Annotated in this window: 20 protein-coding genes and 1 riboswitch; of the genes, 13 read left to right on the top strand and 7 right to left on the bottom strand. The window is 41.4% G+C overall.

What is annotated here, in order from left to right; genetic code table 11:
- Nucleotides 1-86 precede the first annotated feature (86 nt).
- Nucleotides 87-965 carry a LysR family transcriptional regulator gene (locus ACZ5AE_RS04915; RefSeq protein ID WP_464570012.1) on the top strand — a complete coding sequence of 293 codons (879 nt, stop codon included), beginning with the start codon at nucleotides 87-89 and terminating at the stop codon, nucleotides 963-965.
- A 57-nt stretch (nucleotides 966-1,022) separates the two neighbouring features.
- On the opposite strand, the gene ACZ5AE_RS04920 is transcribed toward ACZ5AE_RS04915, so the two are convergent.
- Together ACZ5AE_RS04920 and ACZ5AE_RS04925 are read right to left on the bottom strand one after the other, a co-directional pair.
- A complete protein-coding gene (locus ACZ5AE_RS04920) occupies nucleotides 1,023-1,547 on the bottom strand; it encodes a DinB family protein (protein WP_464570014.1) in 525 nt (174 codons plus the stop codon).
- A gap of 127 nt (nucleotides 1,548-1,674) precedes the next feature.
- On the bottom strand, nucleotides 1,675-2,199 hold the full coding sequence (locus tag ACZ5AE_RS04925) for a QueT transporter family protein (RefSeq protein WP_464573545.1): 525 nt from the start codon (nucleotides 2,197-2,199) through the stop codon (nucleotides 1,675-1,677).
- Between the two features lie 24 nt (nucleotides 2,200-2,223).
- Nucleotides 2,224-2,268: riboswitch (PreQ1 riboswitch) on the bottom strand.
- A 103-nt stretch (nucleotides 2,269-2,371) separates the two neighbouring features.
- Between ACZ5AE_RS04925 and ACZ5AE_RS04930 the strand changes: the two genes are divergently transcribed.
- Together ACZ5AE_RS04930 and ACZ5AE_RS04935 are read left to right on the top strand one after the other, a co-directional pair.
- Entirely contained in the window at nucleotides 2,372-2,560 is a 189-nt protein-coding gene (locus tag ACZ5AE_RS04930; RefSeq protein ID WP_464570016.1) for a DUF4177 domain-containing protein, read from the top strand.
- A 160-nt stretch (nucleotides 2,561-2,720) separates the two neighbouring features.
- Nucleotides 2,721-4,163: a glycoside hydrolase family 1 protein gene (locus ACZ5AE_RS04935; protein WP_464570018.1), complete on the top strand. Its 1,443-nt coding sequence runs from the start codon at nucleotides 2,721-2,723 to the stop codon at nucleotides 4,161-4,163.
- A 50-nt stretch (nucleotides 4,164-4,213) separates the two neighbouring features.
- On the opposite strand, the gene ACZ5AE_RS04940 is transcribed toward ACZ5AE_RS04935, so the two are convergent.
- Together ACZ5AE_RS04940 and ACZ5AE_RS04945 are read right to left on the bottom strand one after the other, a co-directional pair.
- Nucleotides 4,214-4,528 (bottom strand): DMT family transporter, encoded by a 315-nt coding sequence (locus ACZ5AE_RS04940; protein WP_464570020.1) that lies wholly within the window; start codon nucleotides 4,526-4,528, stop codon nucleotides 4,214-4,216.
- A 1-nt stretch (nucleotide 4,529) separates the two neighbouring features.
- Nucleotides 4,530-4,880 (bottom strand): DMT family transporter, encoded by a 351-nt coding sequence (locus tag ACZ5AE_RS04945; RefSeq protein ID WP_464570022.1) that lies wholly within the window; start codon nucleotides 4,878-4,880, stop codon nucleotides 4,530-4,532.
- A 213-nt stretch (nucleotides 4,881-5,093) separates the two neighbouring features.
- Between ACZ5AE_RS04945 and ACZ5AE_RS04950 the strand changes: the two genes are divergently transcribed.
- From ACZ5AE_RS04950 to ACZ5AE_RS04960, 3 genes are all read left to right on the top strand, one after another.
- Complete coding sequence (locus ACZ5AE_RS04950) at nucleotides 5,094-5,486, top strand: globin domain-containing protein (protein ID WP_464570024.1); 393 nt, start codon at nucleotides 5,094-5,096, stop codon at nucleotides 5,484-5,486.
- Nucleotides 5,487-5,588: 102 nt separating this feature from the next.
- Nucleotides 5,589-5,735, top strand: coding sequence for a hypothetical protein (locus tag ACZ5AE_RS04955; RefSeq protein WP_464570026.1), 147 nt, complete (start codon nucleotides 5,589-5,591; stop codon nucleotides 5,733-5,735).
- Between the two features lie 193 nt (nucleotides 5,736-5,928).
- On the top strand, nucleotides 5,929-7,587 hold the full coding sequence (locus tag ACZ5AE_RS04960) for a glycoside hydrolase family 13 protein (protein WP_464570028.1): 1,659 nt from the start codon (nucleotides 5,929-5,931) through the stop codon (nucleotides 7,585-7,587).
- A gap of 45 nt (nucleotides 7,588-7,632) precedes the next feature.
- Here the strand turns inward: ACZ5AE_RS04960 and ACZ5AE_RS04965 are convergent, their stop codons facing one another.
- Complete coding sequence (locus ACZ5AE_RS04965) at nucleotides 7,633-8,148, bottom strand: DoxX family membrane protein (protein ID WP_464570030.1); 516 nt, start codon at nucleotides 8,146-8,148, stop codon at nucleotides 7,633-7,635.
- A 134-nt stretch (nucleotides 8,149-8,282) separates the two neighbouring features.
- On the opposite strand from ACZ5AE_RS04965, the gene ACZ5AE_RS04970 reads away from it, so the two are divergent.
- Nucleotides 8,283-8,441, top strand: coding sequence for a hypothetical protein (locus tag ACZ5AE_RS04970; RefSeq protein ID WP_464570032.1), 159 nt, complete (start codon nucleotides 8,283-8,285; stop codon nucleotides 8,439-8,441).
- Between the two features lie 323 nt (nucleotides 8,442-8,764).
- On the opposite strand, the gene ACZ5AE_RS04975 is transcribed toward ACZ5AE_RS04970, so the two are convergent.
- The gene (locus ACZ5AE_RS04975) at nucleotides 8,765-9,154 is read right to left on the bottom strand and encodes a hypothetical protein (RefSeq protein WP_464570034.1); all 390 of its coding nucleotides are present in this window, start codon (nucleotides 9,152-9,154) and stop codon (nucleotides 8,765-8,767) included.
- Between the two features lie 163 nt (nucleotides 9,155-9,317).
- On the opposite strand from ACZ5AE_RS04975, the gene ACZ5AE_RS04980 reads away from it, so the two are divergent.
- On the top strand, nucleotides 9,318-10,253 hold the full coding sequence (locus ACZ5AE_RS04980) for a COX15/CtaA family protein (RefSeq protein ID WP_464570036.1): 936 nt from the start codon (nucleotides 9,318-9,320) through the stop codon (nucleotides 10,251-10,253).
- Between the two features lie 57 nt (nucleotides 10,254-10,310).
- Here ACZ5AE_RS04980 and ACZ5AE_RS04985 read toward each other — a convergent pair whose 3' ends face one another.
- On the bottom strand, nucleotides 10,311-11,267 hold the full coding sequence (locus ACZ5AE_RS04985; RefSeq protein WP_464570038.1) for a DMT family transporter: 957 nt from the start codon (nucleotides 11,265-11,267) through the stop codon (nucleotides 10,311-10,313).
- A gap of 150 nt (nucleotides 11,268-11,417) precedes the next feature.
- Here ACZ5AE_RS04985 and ACZ5AE_RS04990 point away from each other — a divergent pair, with 150 nt between their 5' ends.
- The 5 genes from ACZ5AE_RS04990 (at nucleotide 11,418) to ACZ5AE_RS05010 (ending at nucleotide 15,014) form a co-directional block, all read left to right on the top strand.
- Nucleotides 11,418-11,762, top strand: a complete 345-nt coding sequence (locus tag ACZ5AE_RS04990) for a rhodanese-like domain-containing protein (protein ID WP_464570040.1) — start codon at nucleotides 11,418-11,420, stop codon at nucleotides 11,760-11,762.
- 18 nt (nucleotides 11,763-11,780) lie between these two features.
- Nucleotides 11,781-12,749 (top strand): bile acid:sodium symporter family protein, encoded by a 969-nt coding sequence (locus ACZ5AE_RS04995; RefSeq protein WP_464570042.1) that lies wholly within the window; start codon nucleotides 11,781-11,783, stop codon nucleotides 12,747-12,749.
- A gap of 17 nt (nucleotides 12,750-12,766) precedes the next feature.
- The gene (locus ACZ5AE_RS05000) at nucleotides 12,767-14,077 is read left to right on the top strand and encodes a purine/pyrimidine permease (protein ID WP_464570044.1); all 1,311 of its coding nucleotides are present in this window, start codon (nucleotides 12,767-12,769) and stop codon (nucleotides 14,075-14,077) included.
- Between the two features lie 151 nt (nucleotides 14,078-14,228).
- Complete coding sequence (locus ACZ5AE_RS05005) at nucleotides 14,229-14,648, top strand: SRPBCC family protein (protein WP_249366688.1); 420 nt, start codon at nucleotides 14,229-14,231, stop codon at nucleotides 14,646-14,648.
- Nucleotides 14,649-15,014, top strand: coding sequence for an ArsR/SmtB family transcription factor (locus ACZ5AE_RS05010; protein ID WP_464570046.1), 366 nt, complete (start codon nucleotides 14,649-14,651; stop codon nucleotides 15,012-15,014).
- The last annotated feature ends 16 nt before the right edge of the window (nucleotides 15,015-15,030 follow it).

The following is a 15,030-nucleotide window of genomic DNA, read 5'->3' on the forward strand; positions in this document are numbered from 1 at the left end:
TTACTAATAGTGTATATAATAATTTCAATTAATAAAATTAAATAATTTTAAATAAAATGATTAATATCTTTAATAAGGAGGAGAATATGGAATTCCAATGGCTTAACACGTTTATTACGGCAGCTGATTGTGGGAATTTCCGTAGAACGGCAGAAATCCTTTATATTTCACAGCCATCTGTAACGGTTCATATAAAACAATTGGAACAAGAACTTGGGATTCAATTATTTGATCGGGATGGGAAAAAAGTAAAACTGACGGAAGCGGGGAGGAGATATTTGGTTCATGCCAAAAAACTGTTAGAGGTTTATCAGGGTGGACTCGAGGACATTCACTCTTTTAGTCAAGGCTACACAACGAAATTTTCCATTGCCATATCACCTTTAATTGCAGATACCATCCTGCCATATGTTTTAAAAAGCTATACAAACAAGCATCCAGAAGTAGAGATTTCAGTTAAAATCATTGAATCCGTCGGTATCGAAGACGCGGTATTAAGGGAAGAAGTTGATATCGGGCTGTCCTGTTTAAACAGCCTTCATACTGAATTGATTAGTGAACTTTTATATAAGGACAGGGTTATGCTGGTTGCGCCTCACGATGGGAGAGATTCCGAAACTGCACCTCCGTTAGACGAAGAAGAGGTTTTAACATCAAACTATTTGTTAACCCATAATCACCCTGGTTACTGGGATGATCTTTGCCATGCAGTAAAAACTAGATATCCAAAAGTAAGAATGATGAAAGTATCACAGGTACACATTACAAAAAGATTCATAGTTGAAGGGCTGGGTGTCTCATTCCTTCCAACATCAACAGTCAGGAGAGAACTGCTCGAAGGCAGGCTCTTAGAAGCAGACTGCCATACCATCCACTTGCCCGAAGCAAACACTTACGCAATCATGAAATACAATCACTCCAAACAAAAAGAATTTCTCGAGTTTATCTCGAACTATCGAATATAAAAAACAGTGTCCACCTGAGGAGGACACTGTCCACGAGTGGTGCTTGGCACCTAGCTCTTATTTCAATTTAGTTAAGTAGCGGTCTGTCACGATGCTGCGGTGATGGATTGCATGGCCGGCGATAATGTAGGCGATGGCACGGGTGGTGACCTCCATGCCATTGGCATCGCCGACATTTTCCCAAGAGTTCTCCGGCATGTTCTCAATCAAGGTGATGGTAGCCTTTCTGACCGCAATAAAATCCGCAAGAATAGATTGCAGCGACAGTTCGCCCATTTGTGCCCCGGCCACATAATCATTCTCGTCAAATCCTGCCAATGGAGTCTTGTCGCCGCGGCCGACTCGAAGCAGGCGGTAGCTCATGATCCTCTCGGTATCTGCCATATGGCCAAGCACTTCCTTGATCCTCCATTTTCCAGGTTCATAGCGGAATTGCGCATCTTCTTCTGAAATCCTTTCGAAAAGTGAAATCACGTTTTCAAGATTTTCCTTAAGAATCTGCAATAAATCTCCTTCTGGAACTAACTGAACATACGGTACATAATAATCAGGAAACTCATTGTTATTGGGACGCTGCAACATTCGAAAAACCCCTTTCAAAAGTTCTGAAAAATCAACTACCTTCATTTTAGAATTTTTTTCAATTAAATACCATAAAAAAGAGCTGCCGCCTAGGGTGTCCCCCAAAAGCAACAGCTCTTGAAATCTTTTATTTAAAGATTTTATCAAAATGAACGCGTTTGTTAATGAAATACATGACTGGCATGCCGACAGCCATTACAACGAATTCCCCAACTGCAGTAGTTAACCATGTAAACAGGAATGGCAGATCGAATGCCAAATGCAGTTCAATGGCAATCAGGAACATCGTAAAGGTGAACACCAATGTATTGACAATCATTTGCGCCCAGAATCCTTTTATAAACCGCGCACACAAAATCGTAATAACCAAAGCAATCAACGACTGGCCGACACCGAAAATGAGGTCATAAGCCTTCATTGGCGAGAAAAATAAATTCGTTAAAAATACTCCTAAAATAATCCCGTATAGATACTTTTTGTTGAAAACGATGAGATGATTGAACATCTCTGAAACGCGGAATTGCACCTGGGTAAACCCAAATGGCTGAATTAACGCCGAAACCGCGATGTACAAAGCCGCGACAATCCCGTTTACAACAATTTCCCGTACCTTGCTGCTCGATGTGCCCGCCGCATACTGGGCATTCAGCATATTAGTTGTTTTTTCCATATTCATTTCTCCTTAGTTTTTTAAAGTGGGAGGCTCTCGAACCACTTAAAGTAATATACTAACAAACTATTATATTAATACATAAAAAATTGGCAGTCAATTACAGTTTTTGGGATAATAAGAATATAAAAAATAGTTGATTTGGAGGAGAACCATGTACGAATATAAATTTGAAAAAATTGAATTAAGCAAATTAAGCGGAAAACCAAAGGAAGATTACCATGAAATCATTCAACAAAATGCCAAAAACGGCTGGAGACTTGTCCAGATTTTTGCGCCGGGAATCGCCGCATACGGGTCTGCAGCATATTATGAAGCCATATTTGAAAGAAAAGTAGATTAAAGAAATACTCCGAGAGAAATTGGAATAAGCTATTAGGGCTGACGAGGAAACTTTTTGTCAGCCATTTACTTATATTTTCCTCTTTCGGACATCTTTCACGCCAAAAAAACAATATTAAAAAAGTACATCATTGATATTTAAAGATGAGGATGATTTTTGAATGGAACATAATCAGCAAAGATTCCCAGAAGGATTTCTATGGGGCGGGGCAACCGCCGCCAATCAAATAGAAGGTGGATTTCGTGAAGGCAATAAGGGCTTAAATATCTCAGATGTTCTTCCGGGCGGTAAAGAGCGATTAAAAATATTGATGTCGCCTGGATTTGACTTTGAAATTAACAATGAGAAATATACCTACCCAAATCATGAAGCGATTGATTTTTATCATCGTTACAAGGAAGATATCGCTTTGTTTGCTGAAATGGGCTTCAAGGTATTTCGGATGTCGATTGCGTGGACGAGAATTTTTCCCGAAGGTGATGAGTTAGAGCCGAATGAAGCAGGTCTGGCTTTTTATGACCGGGTCTTTGATGAATTACATAAGTACGGAATTGAACCTGTAGTGACCATCTCTCATTATGAAATGCCGCTGCATTTGGTGAAAGAATACGGCGGCTGGAGAAGCCGCCAGGTGGTTACTTTCTTTGAAAGATATGCAAAGGCACTTTTTAACCGTTATAAGGAAAAAGTGAAATATTGGATGACCTTTAATGAAATTAATGGGGCCTTGAAGATGCCAATTATGAGTATGGGTTTCTCTCCCGACAAAGAAGATGGCCGTTATCAAGAGACTTTTCAGGCTTTCCATCATCAGTTTGTAGCCAGTGCAAGCGCGATAAAAGCCTGTAAACAAATTATTCCAGATGGAAAAATTGGCTGTATGATCCTGTTTGCACCTGTTTATTCTTACGACTGTAATCCTGAAAATGTCCTATTCGCTTTAAAAGAAGAGGAACTGTTTAACTATTTTTGTGCAGATGTTCAGGTGCGCGGAGAATACCCGTCGTTCATTAAGCGCTTTTTTAAGGAGCAAAAAATACAACTTGAAATTCTAGATGGAGACTTAGAATTAATCAAGGAAGGAACAGTAGATTATATCGGCTTAAGCTATTACATGTCCCGTACCGATAAAAAAGTAAAGGCAGAAGAGGAAAAGGCAAATGTAAATATTGTTGGAGGAGTGAAGAACCCATTCCTGAAAGCAAGCGATTGGGGCTGGGAGATTGACCCAGTTGGTTTGCGCATCAGCTTAAACAGGCTGTATGGAAGATACCAGGTGCCGCTTTTTGTTGTGGAAAATGGGTTGGGGGCATATGACCAAGCAGAGGAAGACGGTACTATCAATGATGATCACCGGATTGATTACCTCCGCGAACATGTAAAAGCCTTAGGTGAAGCGATTGCAGATGGTGTAGAACTAATGGGGTATACAAGCTGGGGTTGTATCGATTTAGTCAGTATGTCTACTGGTGAAATGTCCAAGCGTTATGGATTTATCTACGTCGACAAGCATGATGACGGCAGCGGTACATTAGAGCGTAAACCGAAAAAGTCATTCCATTGGTATAAAAATGTCATTGCCACCAATGGAGAGCAATTATAATAATAAAAAAATCGGTAGCTTATTAGGTACCGATTTTTCTATGTGTAACATTAAGCTAGTGATCTTAGCCCAATCACCCCGACGATAATCAAGCCGACACTGACAAACCTCCCTATGTTTTTTGATTCATCGAATAAAAACATATTTATTAACACGGCCCCGGCTGTGCCGATCCCAATCCAAACGGCATAAGCGATGCTGACCTGCAAATATTGAAAAGAGATATATAAAAAGCCAAAAGAGGCACTGAAACCGCCTATATAGAGTGCGCCATTTCTCAAATTTTTCCGTTGGCTGTATAATTTCAGCCCAGCTGCCCCGATAATCTCACTGACACTTGCCAAAAGTACAAATAACCAGCCCATCTTAGGCAGCCTCCTTTGCCGTTTCTTTTTTGCTGTGTTTGTTGTCTGCCAGATTTAAGCCGATGACCCCTAAGATAATAATGGCAATAAACAAAAGCTTGCCGCTATTGAACCCTTCCCCAAAAAGGAAAACATCCATCAAGAAGGTCCCAATCGTGCCAACTCCTGAAAAAACGGCATAAACCGTCCCGGTTGGCAGCCCTTTGCAGGCCTCCGGAAGAAAGTGAAAGTCAATAAAAATAATCGCGATCACGATTGCCCATTGCCACCAAGTTTCAGCTGCATTAAATCCGTACACCCACATTAATTCAAATAAACAAGTTAAAGCTACAAATAACCAAGCTTTTTTCAATTGTCTCACCTCATAATGCCGAAGCTTTCCCAAGCCAGCTTACCCTATAGTATATTAGGATAACATAAAGCAAAAAAAATGGTTTCACCCAGAATTAATCACTATGGGAAATTGTGTAATCCTTAGAAAGTGTGATATAAATCACAAAACGTAATCAGGTAAATCAGTATAATGATAAAAAAAGGAAAGTTTTGTAGAGGATGGTGAAGAAGTATGGAATACCAATTAAAAACACTTTATTCGGAAATCGGCGGCCAGGAGACCATTGATAAACTTGTGGAGGCTTTCTATCCGAGAGTATATGCCGATCCCGATTTAGCGCCATTATTTGAAGGGGACATGGAGGAAATTAAACGGAAGCAGAAAATGTTCCTTCCGCAATTTACTGGAGGTCCGGCACTCTATAGCCAGGAATTTGGCCCGCCGGCAATGCAGCACCGCCATCTCCCATTTGAAGTGACACCAAAGCGGGCGAAATGCTGGCTGCGCTGCATGAAGGAAGCATTCCAAGAAATCGGCCTTGACCAGAGTCCGGCAGGACAGGCATTTTATGACAGGTTAACACAAGTGGCCGGTATTATGGTGAATAGTCCGGACCGTGAATAAATCGTGAAGATCCTCATCAGCACAGAGGATCTTTTTTACGCCAAAATCATCCTGCATAGTTTTATTTTTAAAAGAAAAGATATAAATTGGAGGTGCTTGAAAATGGCAAAGAAAAACACTCCCAATTCAATCACTTATAGTATTTGGGATACCAAATTGGATAATGACCAAATAGAAAAGAAGGAAAAAATCGAAGAATCAATGAATGGCAAAACCCCTGAATCAAAATCTACTGACCAATATGATTAATAAGGTAAAGGCAGCCTCAGGTTGCTTTTTTTCTTAAATTGGAAAGTATTAATGTGCCATTTCATACCTATATACCAGTAACATCAGAGACAACCAGCCAATACAGCAGCAAATTTCGGCTGCTTATTATTTGATTTTGGAAGCCCGTTTGGTTTTGGGCTGTTCTGTTATGATGGAGGTGTTATTGGCAGATATGGATAGATTATGGTGGAAAGAAGCGGTGGCCTATCAAATATACCCGCGCAGCTTTATGGACTCAAACGGAGATGGGATTGGCGATATTCAGGGGATCATCGCGAAGCTTGATTACCTAAAGGATTTAGGAATCGACGTCATCTGGGTCTGCCCAATGTTCGAATCGCCAAATGATGATAACGGCTACGATATCAGCAATTATCAGGAGATCATGAAAGAGTTTGGAACGATGGCCGATTTTGATTTGCTTTTACAAGAAACCCACCGCCGCGGGATGAAGCTAATCCTAGATTTAGTTATCAACCACACGAGCGATGAACACCTGTGGTTTGTTGAATCCCGCTCCTCTAAGGACAATCCGAAGCGTGACTGGTATATTTGGCGCGACGGTAAGGAAGGAAAGGAACCGAATAACTGGGAAAGCATTTTTTCCGGTTCTGCTTGGGAATATGATGAACGAACTGCCCAATATTACTTGCATCTTTTCTCAAAAAAACAGCCTGACCTGAATTGGGAAAACGAAGAGGTCCGCAAAGCCCTCTATCAAACCGTGAATTGGTGGCTTGATAAAGGGATTGACGGCTTCCGCGTCGATGCCATCAGCCATATTAAAAAGGAAGCAGGCCTCCCTGACATGCCGAATCCAAAGGGGCTTCCCTTTATTCCATGCTTTGAAAAAATGATGAATGTGACCGGGATACACGATTTTCTTCAGGAATTAAAGGATGAGACATTTTCCAAGTATGATATCATGACGGTTGGTGAAGCAAATGGTGTCACCGCTGATGATGCAGAGGACGTTGAGCTTTGGGTCGGGGCTGCGAAGGGCAAATTTAATATGATTTTTCAATTCGAGCACCTTGCCCTTTGGGATGCTGAGGTAAAAAAAGAACTGAATATAGTAGAATTTAAGAATGTCCTGTCGCGTTGGCAGAAAGGGCTGGAAGGGAACGGCTGGAATGCCCTTTTCATTGAAAACCACGACAATGCCCGTGTTGTCTCAACCTGGGGAAATGATCATAAATACTGGCGGGAAAGTGCAACTGCCTTTGCAGCGATTTATTTTCTAATGCAGGGGACGCCATTTATTTATCAAGGGCAAGAAATCGGCATGACCAACGTCCGCTTTGATTCCATTGAGGATTATGATGATGTCTCAGCGAAGAATATGTACCGCTTGAAACGGGCGGATGGTGTGCCGCATGAGGACATTATGGAGATTATTTGGGCGAGCGGGCGCGACAATTCCCGGACGCCGATGCAGTGGTCAAATGAGGTGAATGCTGGGTTTAGCGCCGGAACTCCATGGCTAAAGGTCAATCCAAATTATCTCCAAATCAATGTTAAAGCGCAGGAACAAGACCCTGAATCTGTCCTGAATTTCTATAAAAGAATGATTCGTTTGAAAAAGGCGAATGAAGTGTTTACGTATGGTTCGTATGATCTTCTTTTGCCGAAACACCCGCAGATTTTTGCCTATACGAGAACAATTGGCGAAGTAAAGGTGCTAGTCATTGCGAATCTTTCAGACGGGAAGGCTAAAGTAAAAGGTATAAGGTTAGAAAATAGCTCATTACTGCTTCATAATTATCCAGTCTCCAAGACGTCTGAGCCCATTTTAAAACCATACGAAACAAGAGTATATCGTTTGAAATAAAAAAAGACGATTCGGTCATCCGAATCGTCTTTTTGCTAGAGTTCGTTAAGCAGCGACATTAGGATTTTCAGTCTTTGCATGTTTCTTGGTCATTTTTCTGAAGAAAGGTACTACCCAATAATCTAAACCAAATCGTCCTGCGTTATATCCTGCAGCTAGAATGATGAAGCCAAGGAAGATGTCAGTAGGGTTATGAGATACAGTGCCTGCTAAGAAGAAAGAGAAGTTCATTACGAGACCAAAGAACATGGCCGCTGTTGTTAAGCATCCGAGAAGTAAGCCAAGGCCGATTAATGTTTCACCCCAAGGGACGATAAAGTTGAAAAGATCGACATTTGGCAGGGCCACACCTTTTAAGAACTCTACATACCAGCCGTAAACAACGGTACCATCTGGCCCTTTGACCGGATTTGCTGTTGCTCCTTTTAGGAATCCAGCTGCATCAAAGCCGCCTGTTAATTTATGAAAACCCGCTGTGAACCAAGAATAACCAAGGTATAAACGGATAACCAGTAGGATGGCTGCGGAAATTTTATTTTCTCTTAAAAATTTGTTAAACATTTTGCATTCCCCTTTCAAACATTTATTTATTTGTTTCTCTTTCTAATTTCAATATATAGGATTTATTTGTAAAAAACATGGGTATAGTAACAAGTTCAAAGTTTGTTCGAAATGTTTTGACAGTTCCTTGAACGGTGCAAAATTCAGAACGTATGCTTGCACCTTTTGTCTCGTTGAACTATTTAAACCGTCTTCCCATTCATAAAATCAAAATCGATAAATCCTTTGTCCAGGATGTAACTTGCTTAAAAAGCCAAGAAATGCTGGTAAAAACAATTATTGATATGGGTTAAACCTAAATTATATTGACATCGCAGAAGGTTTTGAAACCGAGCACCAATTGGAGTTCCTGCGGCAAAATGGCTGTGCTGTCGGCAAAGGCTTTTTATTCACTAAACCATTACCGGCAGATGAGATTGAGATGTATCTTGAACGCAATAAAAGTGGTATCCGTTTTTAATGGGTACCACTTTTTATTTGGCTAATATGAAAGTATAAGTGCAACTGCACCTCATCAACCGCCCTTAGGGGCTCGCCAACCGACGAGTTTTCCTTAGGAAAATGCTGCCGGCTGCCGCTCGGAGGGAATTTATATGAAAATGGCAATTACGTTGATTTATTGCCCCCATTTCATGTTAATAGATAATGTGCAGCAGTCTGCCGGCTGAGCCTGAGTCGCCGTTGTAGTGAGGATGAAAGCTACACCCGATGGCGTAAACCTTGTGGCGACAGGAATGGTGAGGCCAATCGATTTAATGAGGCTGTCAACCTCGACATGCTTCCCTTGCTGGGCGGCGTTCATAATTTTGCGGGCAAATCCGACATCACTAAGCCGATCAAGCAGCTTGCTCCCCTGCGTCATTAAAATTCGGAAAGTCTTGATGGATTGTTCAAAAATTTTCGTATCCACTGGCGGGTACGCCCTTGGAGGAGGAAAGTGTGTGGTGTAGGCAGGATAATACGTCATTGGCGGATTTACAGGATAATGAAAAGGGTTGTAATACATCCTAACACTCCTTTTATAGCAAAACAGCATAGCAGTATACGGTATGTTTAAGGTGAAAATTTGGTTCCTAGTACAGAATCGTGATGCATATCACCGAAATGATTGTCCGTTTTTGTTAAATTGTAAATGGATTCTAAATTTTCACTAAATTGGAGGGCGAAAGGTGACAATCAAACGGTTAGCATTTATTTGTATGCTTCTCACGTATTTCTTAATTGTGTTTGGCGGCTATGTGGCTTCCTCTAATTCCGGAATGGGATGTGGGCCGGAATGGCCGTTATGTAATGGAGAAGTAGTTCCTGTTTTAAAGGGCGCAACCTTAATCGAGTTTGGTCATCGAGTAATTGGTGCTTTGCTTGGAATTTTATCCTTGGGGCTATTTGTAAAGCTTATAAGAGAAAAAGGAGAGCAAGTAGTCCGGTTGGCTGCATTCTTAATGTTAGGGCTTCTAATTGTTCAAATCCTGCTTGGCGCTATTGTAGTAGTCCGCGATTTGCCATCCATTATCATTACCATCCATCTCATCATCGCTTTTGTTTTTCTTGCCAGCTTAATTTGGATATGGAGATACCAAGGTTTTCAAGAGCAGACCGGTCAGGTTTATATCCTATCCAGAATCGATAGGTCAGCTTATCTTCACCTAAACATATTACTCATACTACTGGTAAGTACGCTTGGTTTTGGAGCTTATATTAAACATGAATCGTTTGGTGTGGCTTGCGGATGGCTGGGATGCCGGCAATCATTTTTTCCATCAAGCACACCTGAGTTGCTGCAAACTCTCCACCGCGGTCTTGCCGGTATTTCGGCAGTCTACACCCTATTTTTGACATACGTGTCTTTTTCGGAAAAATGGGGGAGGAGTCTTCAGAAACGCTTATTATTGGGGACCTTAACTGTCTTACTGCAATTGGTTGTTGGTGCAGCCGTTATTGAAAATTCGATTGCCATCACATGGGCAGTCCTTCATCTTGCTATCGGAACCGCCCTGTTTGCGATTGTCAGCGAGGCAAGGATTTATTTAGGGGGAAGAACAGTTTTGCCGATTTCAGGCCTTAAAGAAATTAGGCCGCAGGGAGAAAGGAAAGGCTTTGACTAATTCCAGTCAGAAGGCGCTTGAAAAATAGCGATTCAAGCGCCCGCGATTTTTTAGAAACTATAAATGCTTTGCTTTTCCGCTATATACCGTTTTCTTTTTCCGCCGCGACTGATGAAGGAATTCCTCGAGCGCTCCAGAACCAAATAACACCCCAAATAATATAAGGAGGAATCCTAGGATTTGCGCCACGGAAATATTTTCTCCGAGAAATGTCACAGCGCCCACTAAGGAAAAGAAGGGCTCAAAGTTGATGAAGATGGCTGCTTCCGTTACACCAACTTTGCTTACCGCATAATTGTAAATCATATGACCAATTGCAGTGGCGAATACGGCGGAAGCGAGAAAAATCATCCAAATACCAAAGGAACCGTTAGATAATTCCTTTAAACCGCCTGGTTCCATAAATAAACTTATGAAAAATAAAACAATCGAGCCGAAAAGCAACATGTATCCAGTTAATAAGCGGGGGTCCAACGTATCGGAAACTTTCTTTATCAGGACAAAACTATATGCCTGTGTAAGAATCGATAAAAAGATGTACAGATCCCCAAGGGAAATGATGCTTAAGGACAAACCCCCCTGTCCTGCCATAACAATAAAGGCAACCCCGGTAAAGCCTAAGATGATTCCCAAAACTTTTACTAATGTTACTCTGCTCTTTAAAAAAATAAACGCCAGAATGGCCGACAAGAGCGGTCCCAGCCCTAGGATAAGTCCACCGTTTGAAGCCGTGGTTTTCGTTAAACCAATCGACAAAAAGACATGGTGACAGACCACGTTAAAAAGTCCAGCAACAACGATATAACGGAGTTCCTTATTAGTTGGTATCCTGACCTTCTTTAAAAAAGCTAAGATAGTAAAGACAGATAGTGAAGCGGCGAAAATCCGTAATGACGTTATCGTAATGATAGGAAAATGAGAGACAATCACTTTGATGCCGACAACATTAAAACCCCAAGCCGCCATCACCATAACAAGCAGAATATACATCTGGAATTTTTGCGCTTTTGCCATATCCCCACTTCTTCCCTTATTCCATAAAATATAATGCCAATATTATACAACAGTGGAGGTCATTTTTGTTCAGCTTTTTTTCGACTGGCGAAAGATATTACCTGCCCAAATAATAAAATTGTGTTATTCTTTTGAATGGAGGTGTTTAGAGTGACAGTGAAAAAAATTACAGCCAAAGAGCTGCATGCAAGATTACAAGGACAAGAAAATGTAATGGTTTTGGATGTCAGGGCGAACGAGAAATACAACGAGTTTCATATAGAAGACTCCCGCGTAGAAAGCCGCAACATTCCAAAGCCGGAAATATTTGAACTTGAAGAAAACATGGACAAACAGCTTACGCTGCCAAAAGATAGAGAAGTCATTGTTACCTGCACCACTGGAAATTCAGCAGCAAAATGTGCGAATCTCCTTGACCGAAAAAATTATCAGGTCACGCTACTGGAAGGCGGCGTAACAGCCTGGAAAGACTTCTTAAAGTCACTTGAAGATTAAAAAAGGAAGAGACCCATTATGCTGCAAAAATTAAATAAAAAACTAGAAAAAATAATGCCATTTATCACCCCGGTTAGTGTTATAACCGGGGTGATCTTAAGTGCTTATATAAAGGATTTTTCCTTTTTAATCCCGTGGATTTTCGCCTTTATGACCTTTGCCGGGAGTTTAAGCTCCAATTTCAAATCATTAAAGGATGCGATCCTCCATCCCTTTCCGATTCTTGTGGCAATGTTAATACTTCATATTTTGATGCCGATGTTTGCGTGGGGAGTGGGTCATTTAGCTTTTCCTCATGATACCTACACAATTACGGGGCTTACGTTAGCTATGGTAATCCCAACGGCCATTACAAGTTTTGTCTGGGTCTCCATTTATAGAGGGAATATCCCGCTTGTCTTATCCATTATCTTAATCGATACCTTGTTATCTCCGATTATCGTTCCGTATTCACTATCTGCCTTTATGGGGCAAAAAGTTGAAATGGATTATGTCGATATCATGAAAGGATTATTTGGAATGGTCGTGATCCCATCCATCATCGGCATGCTGTTAAACCAGTGGACAAAGGGAAAAATAAAACAACAATTAGGGGTGCCGCTCGCGCCATTTTCAAAAATCTGCATGGGTTTTGTTGTTATGCTAAACGGAGCAGTTGTTGCCCCTTATTTAAAAAATATTGACCTTAAATTAATCTCCATCATGGTTATTGCCTTTGTGATTGCCATGTTTGGCTACCTATTTTCCTTTTTCATTGGGAGGGTGATTTTTGGCAAACGGGAGATGGTCATCACCATGACTTTTTCCAGCGGAATGAGAAATATCAGTGCCGGTGCTGTCATCGGAGTTACCTATTTCCCTCCGGCGGTTGCGGTACCAGTTGTGGTAGGAATGCTTTTCCAACAAATATTAGCGTCTTTAAATGGGCATTTTATCGCAAAATCCTACCAAAAAGGCGAGGAAAAGCAGGATTCAGTTGCTGTGTAGAAAGAAGGAATTTCATCATGGAAAATCAAACGAACAAAGATAACGGTCTGATTGTTGGGATACAGGGGATTCAGTGGGCTGTTTTTATGTTGACGAATGTCATTGCAGTGCCGGTCGTGGTCGGAGCAGCCTTTCATATGGCACCTGCTGAAATCGCTGATTTCATGCAGCGCATGCTTTTTGTGACCGGAATGGCTACCTTAATACAGCTTTTTTTCGGCCATTGTCTTCCCCTCGTGGAAGGGGCAGCAGGAATGTGGTGGGCCATCTTTATCCTGCTAGGTACGATGAGTGTCCCAGCTAACCAAGGAAATGTGCTCCAACAATTAGAGATGGGGCTGATCATCGCCGGAATATTGTTGGCTATCATCGGGTTTTTGCCGATTATTGAAAATATACGTCTCCTATTTACACCTATTGTGACGGGTGTGTACTTAATTCTGCTAGTCAGCCAATTGAGCGGTTCGTTTTTAAAAAGCATGCTTGGTTTCACCGCTACCGGCCATTTAAACGGGAAAATTGCCCTTATTTGTTTCCTAGTTGTTGTCATTATTTTATTCATATCATTAAAAACAACTGGCATTTTAAGAAGTTTAGGGCCGTTAGCTGGGATTATTGTTGGCTGGGCAATGTTTCATTTCTTCGGTCTAGGTGATACAAAACAAGCTTATGAGCCCACCAGATGGTTCAGCATTCCTGAGTTTTTTGCTTGGGGAACCCCGAAATTTGATATTGGGATTGCACTGACTACTCTCCTTACTTCTGTCGTCCTTATCTCCAACGTAATCTCTAGCGTTTTGGTAGTGGGAGTGGCTTTAGAAAAAAGAGTGAAGCCTAATCAATATCAAAAAGGAATTTTTGGAAATGGAGTAGGTTTAATCTTCTCCGGACTCTTTGCTGTTGTGGGCGTAATCCCGTTGGCAATTTCCGCTGGATTCATCATGACCACTGGCATTAAAAAATTGCTCCCTCTTATTATAGGGGCGGTGTTAATCACGGTGTCAGGATTCTTTCCATATATCGGCAGTTTTTTAGCGAAACTGCCATTAGAAGTTGCCTATGCTTCTCTCTTTACCATGTTTACTCAGTTGCTTGGGTTTGGCATCCGCGATTTAATGGGGCAGGAGCCGACAGGACGGAACCTGATGGTGATTGGGATTTCCTTAATGACAGGCATCGGCATCATGTTTCTACCGCCCGAAGCCTTTGAAAATATCGTTCCGTGGCTGCGGAATATTGTTTCCAACGGACTGCTCGTCGGCCTTATTTTATGTTTCTTGTTAGAGCATTTGGTTTTTCAAAAAAAGATGATTCGACAGACATCGTAATCCCTTCTGATTTTAGGAAGGGATTTTTTATATTTATTTTTGGAGAAAGTAATAGAGAAATTTTTATTGACATGAAACCAAATGGTTTTATATAATCAAAAATGTGAAACCATTTGGTTGTATATTTTATATAGAAAGCAGGCGAGTTGTAATGGTAAATACACTAGAGGATATTAAAAAATCAATTGTCATCGAAGCACCAATTGAAAAGGTTTGGGAACATGTGTCTACTGCTGAAGCGATTGGAGAATGGTTCATGCCAAACGACTTCAAACCAGAAGTAGGTCATGAGTTTCACTTGCAATCCCCGTTCGGTCCATCTCCTTGTAAAGTAACCGAATTTGATCCACCAAACCGTCTTTCATTCAAATGGGATACAGAGGGCTGGTTTGCCTCGTTTATTTTAAAAGATTTGGGCGGGAAAACAGAGTTTACTTTGATTCATGGTGGCTGGAAGCCCGCGGATGAAATCATTGGTAAAGCCGGTCAAAAATCCGGTGTCATTCGTGAACACATGTCTGGCGGCTGGAATGGCATTATTGAAAAATTAAAAAGGATTGTGGAGGGCTAAGTGTCTGCCTCAGCACAAAAGCATGATGTGTTTCAAGCGATAGCAGACCCTACAAGGAGAGAGGTGCTAAAGCTACTCTCTGAAAAAGAATTGCCGATTTCGGAAATTACATCGCATTTTTCAATTAGCCGGACGGCCATTGCCAAGCATTTGAAAATCCTTTCTGAGGCGGAATTGGTCAGCGGACGAAAGGAGGGCCGGGAAAAAATCTACCGGCTCCATCCGGAACCACTCTCGGAACTAAAGCAGTTCTATGACCAATTCTGGAGCAATAGGCTTTCTGTTTTAAAGCATATTGTGGAAACGGGCGGAGAAAACAGCGGCCTGAAAGTGATTCCATCAGAGACAGAAAAAAAAGAACCTTAACTGAGGTTCTTTTTTT

It is taken from the genome of Neobacillus sp. S1227 (genome assembly GCF_055385255.1).

Coding starts and splice junctions, on each gene's coding strand:
- ACZ5AE_RS04950 (WP_464570024.1), top strand. CDS start 5,094: ATGGAATACCAATTAAAAACACTTTATTCGGAAATCGGCGGCCAGGAG.
- ACZ5AE_RS04960 (WP_464570028.1), top strand. CDS start 5,929: ATGGATAGATTATGGTGGAAAGAAGCGGTGGCCTATCAAATATACCCG.
- ACZ5AE_RS04930 (WP_464570016.1), top strand. CDS start 2,372: ATGTACGAATATAAATTTGAAAAAATTGAATTAAGCAAATTAAGCGGA.
- ACZ5AE_RS04995 (WP_464570042.1), top strand. CDS start 11,781: ATGCTGCAAAAATTAAATAAAAAACTAGAAAAAATAATGCCATTTATC.
- ACZ5AE_RS05000 (WP_464570044.1), top strand. CDS start 12,767: ATGGAAAATCAAACGAACAAAGATAACGGTCTGATTGTTGGGATACAG.
- ACZ5AE_RS05005 (WP_249366688.1), top strand. CDS start 14,229: ATGGTAAATACACTAGAGGATATTAAAAAATCAATTGTCATCGAAGCA.
- ACZ5AE_RS04985 (WP_464570038.1), bottom strand. CDS start 11,267: ATGGCAAAAGCGCAAAAATTCCAGATGTATATTCTGCTTGTTATGGTG.
- ACZ5AE_RS04955 (WP_464570026.1), top strand. CDS start 5,589: ATGGCAAAGAAAAACACTCCCAATTCAATCACTTATAGTATTTGGGAT.
- ACZ5AE_RS04915 (WP_464570012.1), top strand. CDS start 87: ATGGAATTCCAATGGCTTAACACGTTTATTACGGCAGCTGATTGTGGG.
- ACZ5AE_RS04975 (WP_464570034.1), bottom strand. CDS start 9,154: ATGTATTACAACCCTTTTCATTATCCTGTAAATCCGCCAATGACGTAT.
- ACZ5AE_RS04925 (WP_464573545.1), bottom strand. CDS start 2,199: ATGCTGAATGCCCAGTATGCGGCGGGCACATCGAGCAGCAAGGTACGG.
- ACZ5AE_RS04965 (WP_464570030.1), bottom strand. CDS start 8,148: ATGTTTAACAAATTTTTAAGAGAAAATAAAATTTCCGCAGCCATCCTA.
- ACZ5AE_RS04940 (WP_464570020.1), bottom strand. CDS start 4,528: ATGGGCTGGTTATTTGTACTTTTGGCAAGTGTCAGTGAGATTATCGGG.
- ACZ5AE_RS04935 (WP_464570018.1), top strand. CDS start 2,721: ATGGAACATAATCAGCAAAGATTCCCAGAAGGATTTCTATGGGGCGGG.
- ACZ5AE_RS04920 (WP_464570014.1), bottom strand. CDS start 1,547: ATGTTGCAGCGTCCCAATAACAATGAGTTTCCTGATTATTATGTACCG.